Origin of the sequence: Ochrovirga pacifica (assembly GCF_000220525.1) — a bacterium.
In the GTDB taxonomy this organism is placed as follows: domain Bacteria; phylum Bacteroidota; class Bacteroidia; order Flavobacteriales; family Flavobacteriaceae; genus Ochrovirga; species Ochrovirga pacifica.
On record NZ_AFPK01000057.1, the window covers coordinates 1 to 8,779 of the forward strand.

The 8,779-nt window shown below is 29.6% G+C and carries 9 protein-coding genes; all 9 read right to left on the minus strand.

Annotation, left to right across the window (positions count from 1 at the left end; translation table 11 throughout):
- Window positions 1–142: 142 nt before the first annotated feature.
- The gene (locus FS85_RS0110795) at window positions 143–394 is read right to left on the minus strand and encodes a hypothetical protein (protein ID WP_139062196.1); all 252 of its coding nucleotides are present in this window, start codon (window positions 392–394) and stop codon (window positions 143–145) included.
- Between the two features lie 236 nt (window positions 395–630).
- On the minus strand, window positions 631–1,281 hold the full coding sequence (locus tag FS85_RS0110800; protein WP_010136298.1) for a DUF2971 domain-containing protein: 651 nt from the start codon (window positions 1,279–1,281) through the stop codon (window positions 631–633).
- 205 nt (window positions 1,282–1,486) lie between these two features.
- Entirely contained in the window at window positions 1,487–2,350 is an 864-nt protein-coding gene (locus FS85_RS0110805; protein WP_010136299.1) for a hypothetical protein, read from the minus strand.
- A gap of 252 nt (window positions 2,351–2,602) precedes the next feature.
- On the minus strand, window positions 2,603–3,148 hold the full coding sequence (locus FS85_RS0110815) for a hypothetical protein (protein WP_010136301.1): 546 nt from the start codon (window positions 3,146–3,148) through the stop codon (window positions 2,603–2,605).
- A gap of 151 nt (window positions 3,149–3,299) precedes the next feature.
- Entirely contained in the window at window positions 3,300–5,102 is a 1,803-nt protein-coding gene (locus tag FS85_RS0110820) for an NACHT domain-containing protein (RefSeq protein ID WP_010136303.1), read from the minus strand.
- A 720-nt stretch (window positions 5,103–5,822) separates the two neighbouring features.
- Window positions 5,823–6,173, minus strand: coding sequence for a HepT-like ribonuclease domain-containing protein (locus FS85_RS0110825; RefSeq protein WP_010136304.1), 351 nt, complete (start codon window positions 6,171–6,173; stop codon window positions 5,823–5,825).
- The gene (locus FS85_RS0110830; protein ID WP_029489422.1) at window positions 6,166–6,465 is read right to left on the minus strand and encodes a nucleotidyltransferase family protein; all 300 of its coding nucleotides are present in this window, start codon (window positions 6,463–6,465) and stop codon (window positions 6,166–6,168) included. The genes FS85_RS0110825 and FS85_RS0110830 overlap by 8 nt, the downstream gene beginning before the upstream one ends.
- A gap of 299 nt (window positions 6,466–6,764) precedes the next feature.
- Window positions 6,765–7,970 (minus strand): hypothetical protein, encoded by a 1,206-nt coding sequence (locus FS85_RS0110835; protein ID WP_010136306.1) that lies wholly within the window; start codon window positions 7,968–7,970, stop codon window positions 6,765–6,767.
- 157 nt (window positions 7,971–8,127) lie between these two features.
- Window positions 8,128–8,751: a hypothetical protein gene (locus FS85_RS0110840; protein ID WP_010136307.1), complete on the minus strand. Its 624-nt coding sequence runs from the start codon at window positions 8,749–8,751 to the stop codon at window positions 8,128–8,130.
- Between the last annotated feature and the right edge of the window lie 28 nt (window positions 8,752–8,779).

The window sequence follows — 8,779 nt, forward strand, 5'->3', positions numbered from 1 at the left end:
ACTCGTATAACCGTCAGTTTACGGGTTAAAGTACGCAAATTTTTCGGTTTAGCACAGACGTTAGCAATTCCGAGTGGATTCGGACGCAGTCGAATCCGCCGTAATTGCGGTTATACATTGTTGTGTGCTGTGCTTTATTCATTTACATTTTCGTTCCTAAATAATAAATTATTTTGTCATTTGGGATTACAAATATTAGTTCTGTTCCAGTTGGGTCAATTCCGTTACAATAGATACTCCAAGGATAAACATAAACGCTTTCAGGATTCAGTTCGTCCATTTTCGGAAACCAAGGAATTTGATACTGCCAACGGTTGGCTAATTCGACTGCATCATTTAACACTTTTGGTAAACTATCTAGTCGATACCAACCTTTACTGTTTTTCAGTTCCAATTCAGTCACATTTGATATTTCAATCGCATAAGCGTCCAGATAATCACCTGTGAATGAACGTCCAGATTCGTAACTATTCAGCACTTTTTCAATTCGCTGGTCTCCAAGTCCACACCAATTCAGCACGAATCTTACGTCAGATTTTGTTGCTTTGTTTTCGACAGTTTTATTTCCGATTGAAGTAGAGTAGGCGAGGACAAGCCATTAATTTTATACGGTGTTGGGTACAGTAATTATTACACTTTTAATGTCATTACTGGATTTATTTTCAGTTTTTTAATTGGTTCATAAGGTATTATTTCAAGTTTTCCATTTTCATTAATTACCTTTTTGTAATTTATTTTATCACCTAATAATTGCCATATTATAATCTCATCTTCTTTTTTTGTCCTAAATCCAAAAACAACATCTGTTATATTAGCTTCTAATTTTACATAATTATTAGATTTAGAAAATACCATTCTATATTCATTTTCGTTTTTCCAAAAATTTGCTTTATGTTTAAATGCTAATTTCGGGAAATCAGTATGTCCTCCATTATTTTCTTGAGAATATTTATTTAGAACGAAATCTATTTGTCCTTTCTCTAAATATTCAACTTTAAAAGGTTTGTTTTTCCCGTAAAACTCTAATCCTATTGCTATACCGGAATGATTTTCAGAATAGTGTGCCCACATCAATGGGTTAGTAAGTATATTTTCTCCATTTTCGTTAAATTCACCACTTGTTGAAAAAACTCCGAAATTGTCAATTAATCCTTTTAATTTACCTGAAAACCTATCTTCAAAAGGGTCGTTCATTTTGTCTAATGAAGAAGTCCAAAATTGATTAGTAATCAAAGATGATAAATTCCGAGTATTTATTTTCGTGAATTTATACATTTTCATATTTTTTGTTTTTATTGTACCCAACGGTGAGTATAAGAAACGTAGAGCAGGTGATAAGAGATACATTTCGGTTTGATACAAAGCCAAATATAATGTTTTGTGTTTATCTTCAATATTGAAACACCAAATTTTATATTTGGCGATATTGCAGATTAGCCTAAACCTTTCGAAAAACCTTAAGCCTCCCTATGTTTTTTATACATTGTTATGCGTTGGCTTTCTCTTGTATTTCATTTAAATATTTTTTGGCTATGTCTTGAAAAGTATGATTAATTTCCATAACCTCTGACCATATTTTTAATTTTCCCTCGTGATATTCTTTTACTAGTATTTCATTCTCTTTTCTAATTTTTTTATCTTCTTCTGCTAGCATTTGGGCGGTTTCATAAATCGTATCCTTGTCTTTAGTAATTCGAATAAAAGAGTCAGTGTACATCTTTCCCCAAGTCAAATTATATCGAAGAATATCTAGTTTGGCTTGAGTATAATGTGACAATTCTAAAATCTTGGTATTCAACTTATGAGTTATAGATATCAAATCTCGGTTTGTTGTCCAAAATTTTAATTTGTTCCAAGCTATACTGTTTTTTGAATATGCTTTGTTTATTTCTAATAATTTTGAGTTTATATCTTCGTGGTTGTTATACTTGTAATCTAATATTTTGACTTCAAGCGCACCATATAGTAATTCACTATAGGCATTTAAGTATTCTATTATAGCTTTCCGTTCTTCATTGTGAACTTCAATTTGTTTTGAATTTGAAATAGCCAATTCAGAAGACAATTTAGATAAATCTTTATCTAAATCAGAAGTATATCTTGCTATTTCTTTACTAAACTCAGCCTTTTGGCTACTAAGTTTTAAAGCGATTTTCTCTTGTAAATCAGCTTTTAAAAGCTCTAAACTTTCGTTATACGAATGAACTGCTTTAGTCTCAATTGATTTTGTTAAATATTTCCAGATTAGAATAAATCCTACAACTAATGAGATAGTTATAACTACTCCCCAAATCCCATTATACTTTTCAATATCATTAAGTCTTTCGATTATTAAGTCAACTTCTTTCATAAATTATAAATCGATAAATTTTTGCTGTTGCTTGCGCATAACGGATTTGGCTAGGCTTTGTGCGGGAAGAAAATCGACAAGATTTTCGAACACGCAACTAAGCCGAAGCTTTTTGTTTGGTTTTGTTTTTTTTATTTCACAAAGCCAAATCAACAAGATTTGGCGACCTAGTAAATATACACAAAACTTTGAAGTAAGCACAAAACCCGCATGAAGTTTAGCCGGTGTTGTATGCTGGCATTTTTTCAATATTTAATGTCCTTTCATTTGTGTTATTTCATACAACCAATCATTTTCAAATTTCTCAGTAAATTTTCTGTCTTCACCTCTAAATTTATATGATTGATTTTTAATTTCTCCTTTAGAGATAATAATTCTATGAATTTCAACAGTTCCATATTGTGCATACTTTTCTGAAAGTGTCCTTCTTTCAAATTTGTCAATTTCAATTATTATAGAATCTTTATTAATATATCTCAGTCCTCTAAAATCTCTATTGTCTTTTAATTTTTTTAAACACTTTTCTTTCCATAAAGAAGGTAAAATTTTCTCAATTTCTTCAAAACTAATTAGACGATATTTTTGTTCTACAGTTACGGGATCTCCTTTTCCTACTTTTTTGTCATTTCGTATTTCAATTATTGAATTTCTTAAACTTTCAGTTTGAATAATATCTTTTATTAGTTCTTGAAAACATTCAATATTTTCCTTTGTAGATTTTATTTGATTTTTGTTCGGACTTAAGTTGCTACAACTAAAAAATATGAAAGAAATTATTAAGTAAAAATTATTTTTCATTAACTGTTTTTTTTGCTTGCATACAACGGTCTCGGCTATGAGTAGTTGCGTGGGTTAGCACTTAACTTTGCAAGTACACACCAAACTGAAAATCCGCGAGGATTTTCAGAAGTAGGCGAGAACGAGCAATTACTTATAGCCATTGTTGTGCTTAGTTATTTTCTAATAATGAATCAAATAACTCACTGTTTTTGTCATTTTTTTCTTGTAAACTTTTTTCTAGTTTCATTAACTCTTCTAAGACTCTTTTTTCTAATGAATGTTCTAAAAACCAATCTACTAGTTCGGTTTCTTTAAAAGCTTTAGAAATTGGAATTAAACGTTCTTTATTATTCACTGGAAGAATGTCAGGATTAATAACATTTGAATTATTAGGCTCTAGTTCTGTATTAATATTATAAATTCGGATTATCAATCTTGTTATTCCTAGATTTAAAGATTTTTCAGATACAATTCCTTTTTTTCTTTCTTCTCCTCTTTTGACCGAAAGACCAGCTAATTTTTTTCGATGATAATTAACATCATCAAAATAAAGTCTTGCAAATTTCTTGAATACAGTTTTGTTTATTTTTCCTTTAAAGCCTATGTTTTCTTTAAACTCCGTTAAAAATGGGATTATTAGTTTCTCTTCAATCATTTTTGGGTTCATTCCAAAAGCAAGTTGAAGAGTTATATCAGTATCGGCTTTTTTGGAAAATTCTTTAATAAGTTGAATTTGATTTTTTTCACTAGCAGCAACTAGATAACAAGCTGAAAAATATTCTTGGAACGACCTATGTGTATATTCATAAACAGTTCCATCTTGGAGAAGCATACAAAATGCTCTTAATAGGTCAGTAATTAAATCTTTTATATCGCAGTTGCAATCTGCTAATTTCATTGCTTTGTTCAAATAATCTTTTAATTCGTGATTATTAAATGAAGTCTGTGTTTTTAAATAAGTTATAAGTGAAAACGCTGACATTATATCTTTACCTTTATTGACGGGTAAATTTGTTAGTGTTGGTCTTTTGAAGGATTTTGAAGCATCGTGACGATAATATAATGCTTCGAATGCAAGAGAATAAAAATTATGTAATTCAGACGGAATTGAAGCACTATCTCTGTAAGTAATTAGCATTATTGATAACAGTAATGGATTTTCAAAAAATGACCGATGTGAATCATAAAGGTTATTCTCTAATTCTTGGATAAAATTATTTTTGATTTCTAAATCAAAATTTAAACGTCTTACTAAGCTTATTGCTTTTTCTAGAGTTAAGGGTTCTGTCCTTAATTCAATAAAATTTGTCCAAGAAATGAAGTCTTGTCCAGGTCTCGATGTTACTATAAAATCACATTTTGAATAAGATTGAGAAATCAAATCAATTTCGTTTCCTAATTCTTGAGCAAAAAGGGGAGATAGTTCGTCAAAACCATCTAACAGAAAAATAAAATTTCCCTTATCAAAAGCTTGATCCAAGTAATTTGACTCCAGATTGACTTTTCTTAATTGTAAGGTCTTATGAATAAAATCAATTAGGGTAGATTCATTTTTTTCAACATCTCTCAATTCTATGAAAATGGGAATCTTCTTTGTTGATTCGATTGAATTAAGTAAAAGGTACTTTAAAAATGTAGATTTTCCAGAACCTCCCGTACCAGTTATAATTATTGGCTTTTTTAAATCTAACAAATCTTGAATTTTTGGTGATTCAAGTCTTATCCTATCGTTAAATAAGTCAATGGGTTCATAAAAATGTTTTATTGATTGCGGAGTGTCACGATAAATTATAGTTTTTGTACTCGAATATTTTCTTTCAATACCTTCTAAGTATTCAGAAAAAGTTCTTTTTAATCTTGCTTTTATTTGATTGCTTTTGTCAGAAATAAAGCTTTTAGATGAATCGAAGAGACTTTCAACGTTTGCTGTTATTATTTCTGCTATTAACTTATTTGAATCTATATCTTCCATTTAATTTTCATAATTAAGCACAACGGGTTAGTATAACGTTAGTTTGGGCTTTAGAATAGTAAAACTTCAAACTAACTACAATTTTTTTTAAAGATAGTAATTTCAATTAAAAGATAGAGCCCCAAATTAATGTTATACAGTGTTAGTTTTTAGCCGATTCAACCCCGAATGTTTATATGTTTTAATTTTAGCGTTACTACTGCTTTAATTCGCATGGCTACGATTCTTTCAACGTTGCTACTGTTTCAATTCTCATGGCTACGATTTATTCAGCGTTGCTACTGTTTCAACTCGCATTGCTACGATTCTTTCAGCGTTACTACTGTTTCAACTCGCATTGCTACGAATTTTTCAACGTTACTACTGATTCAATTCACATAACTACGATTTTTTTAGCGTTGCTACTGATTCAATTCGCATGGCTACGATTTATTCAGCGTTACTACTGTTTTCTTTTCAAGAAATAAGAATTTTAGATTTCAAAAATAAATTTTCGGTGGGTCGAATCGAGGTTAAAACTAACGGGTTTGGCTAGGCTTTGTGCGGGATTGAAAATCTGCGGATTTTCGAACACGTGCTAAGCCGAAGCTTTTTGTTTGGTTTTGTTTCTTTGTTTTTAACTAAGCCAAATCAACAAGATTTGGCGACTTAGTAAATATACACAAAACTTTGAAGTAAGCACAAAACCCGCATGAAGTTTAGCCGGTGTTACCTAACGTTTTATTTGTTTTCAGCTATTAAGCTTTCAACTTCATTTTTAAGTTTTGGAATATGGTTTATAATAATAGACCAAATATTTTCATCTGAGATATTATCGTACGCATGTATAACTTGATTTCTCAAACCAATTATAGCTTTTGCATTAGAGATGAATTTTTCAAAATCTGGATCTCGTTTTAAAATTCGATTAACAGCTTCTCCGATAATTTCTAAATCTCTTTCTACAGCTCTCTTAAGCATTGTGTTTTTTCGATACTCAAAAAAGTCTTTTTCAGTATTTTCAAAATAAGATTCAATTTCTTCTAAAGCAAAATGGATATCATATAACCATTTAAGTATTCTTTCATCCATAAATTAATTCTTTATTCTTATTTATTGAATTAATTAAAACAGGATTTTTAAGAGTTTGCTCTTCTACTAAATCAATATCTCTTTTAAATATTTTTCCTAGTTTTTCTTTAAAAGAAATGTAATTGTCAAAATATAGACTTAAGTCAGATATGTTAAATTTTACAAGAAAATCAATATCACTATTCTCTGAAAATGTTTCATTTGTAGCAGAACCAAATAGATATAACTTTTCAACCTTATGTTTTTTGCATAAAGTTTTAACTCGTTTTATATTTTTATCTATCATTAACATATTTCAAAGATAATTAAAATTTAAGTGATGATAACTTATCAGCGAGTTTTTTTAATGTTAGGTAACGGGTTTAATAAGCTGGATTTTGGGTAGAATAGCAGCGAAACTATCGGCCGTGACCAGCCTTGTTAAAAGTACAGAACTAAATGTTAGAAACAAAGCCCAAAATCGAGCTTATTGAGTGTTAGGTGCTTTTTATTATTTCGGTTCTTTAATGAAATTTTCAAACGATACGTGAATTTCATTCATTTCTCCTGTTTCTTTTTCAATACTTAAAAGATTTGAAAAAAGATTAATATTCAGAAGCTCTTCAGTTTCAATTTTACCAATAGGTAACCATTCAATTTCTTTTTTTGTTTTCTAAATATTGAGTTTAAAAAAACTTTTTTTGTTTTTTGACTTAGAATCTCTTTCAGTTCTTCAAAATTGAAAAACTCTTTGACTTTTAAAAATTCACCATTTCCAATATTGAAATTCAGATTAATGTTGTTGTATTTTCGACCGTTAAACAATCTTAGATAATGTTTAAAATGGAATGGTAACTTTATATTATACTCTTTTTCTAGATTGATTATTTTTAAAATTTCAATTCTATTTGCTTGTTCATTATAATACCAATGTTGTCCGCTATGAAATTTTGTTTCAATTGCTCCAGTGTATATTGGTGTGTTATCATTGGTGTCTGAAAGATACTCAACAAAACCATCATTTACTAAATTATTTGTTTGTTCTAACTCAAATTTTAATGTATCAAGGAGAGTTTTGTGCTCGACAATTTTTAGGTTTTCGATATTGTCAGTCGAGTTTTTCAAGCCTGTTTCATTACCGTAACAAACAAACTCTTTAATTATGTTTTCCTTCTTAAAATAACGCCACCTATTATAATAAGGGTATACAGGATAAGTTTCTAAAGATACTCTTTGAAAAATATCTATAATACTAGGCTTGCTTTTAAAAAAACTTTCAATTGGATTTACTTTATCATTATGATTAGAAAAATTAGATAAATCATCCCAAGCTAGGTCATTAAAGACAAATTGACTAACTGAATTGTTTTCTAATGTCTTTAAAACAATCCCAAAATTTGAACCTTCAATCTCAAACCAAATATTAGACAACCATACTAATATAATCTTAGTATTTATAGACCATCTTAATTCATTTAATTCTTCGTTTTCTAAATCAGGATAAAATTCAGGATCATTAAATATAATCCCTATTTCATTATCTGTATCTGATATTCCTCCTTCGTAATCGATTGCAGGAGATAGTGTCCAAGAATCTACTCCTTTGAAAAGAATTACAGCTGGATATTCAGGATATTCACTGAAAATTGGAATAGTATTAAAATTGTATTTTTTTAGTAAAGTTTCAAGTTGAGTTTTAGTGTATTCGTATTGTTTGTCTACTAGTTCAAAATACTCATTTACATATTTGAGCAGTTCATTCAAGTATTTTTTGTCTGAATACTTATTTTCAAAGATTTCAAGAATTTCTTTTTTCATTTTCGCAATTGCACCTAACGGTCTCGTATAACCGTCAGTTACGGGTTAAAGTACGCAAATTTTTCGGTTAAGAACTGGCGTTAGCAATTCCGAGTGGATTCGGACGTAGTCGAATCCGCCGTAATTGCGGTTATACATTGTTGTACCCAGTTTTTTATTAGGTGAAATCATATCCTTCATCTTCTAAAATTTCCTTTTCGTTTCTTCTTTTAATTAGTCGATTTAAAGTTCCGTTTTCAGTTCCTTTTCTCCGAAAATGTCCTGTGTTTTCGTCAATCAGTCGATTAATTATTTTGTCACTTATTTTATTAATGAACAAAAAGTTAAATGAGTCTTTTATCACAATCCAAGGTGTTAAAAGAATTCCACGTCTTGACCACCAACCTGCAAAAAAAGTAATTAAAATTGCTTTTAACTTTGCCTTTTTTCCACAACTTAAACACAATATTTTTTCATTCCGTGTGTCATTCGCAAAAAGTAAGACAGAAACGACTTGATTAATTTCAAATCCATAAAGTCTATCTTTTTTTTCAGCGCATTTTGGGCAATTCAGATTTTGGATTTTCTTTATTAGAGAATCGCGTTCAATTCCGTCGTAAGTTTTGGTTTCAGTTTCTACCCAACTAATTAGATTCTTGTCAAGATTCCGCTTCTCAATTTCCTCTTTTAAAATTCCGAGAACATCTTTTATTAATCCTTTCGATTCTTTTTTTGCAATATTCTCAATTTTTGAATCGGAAAATCCTTTGTAGTTTTCTCTTATTTCTTCGACACTATACATTCAGTTTGCGTTCGGGTTAAATTGGGTA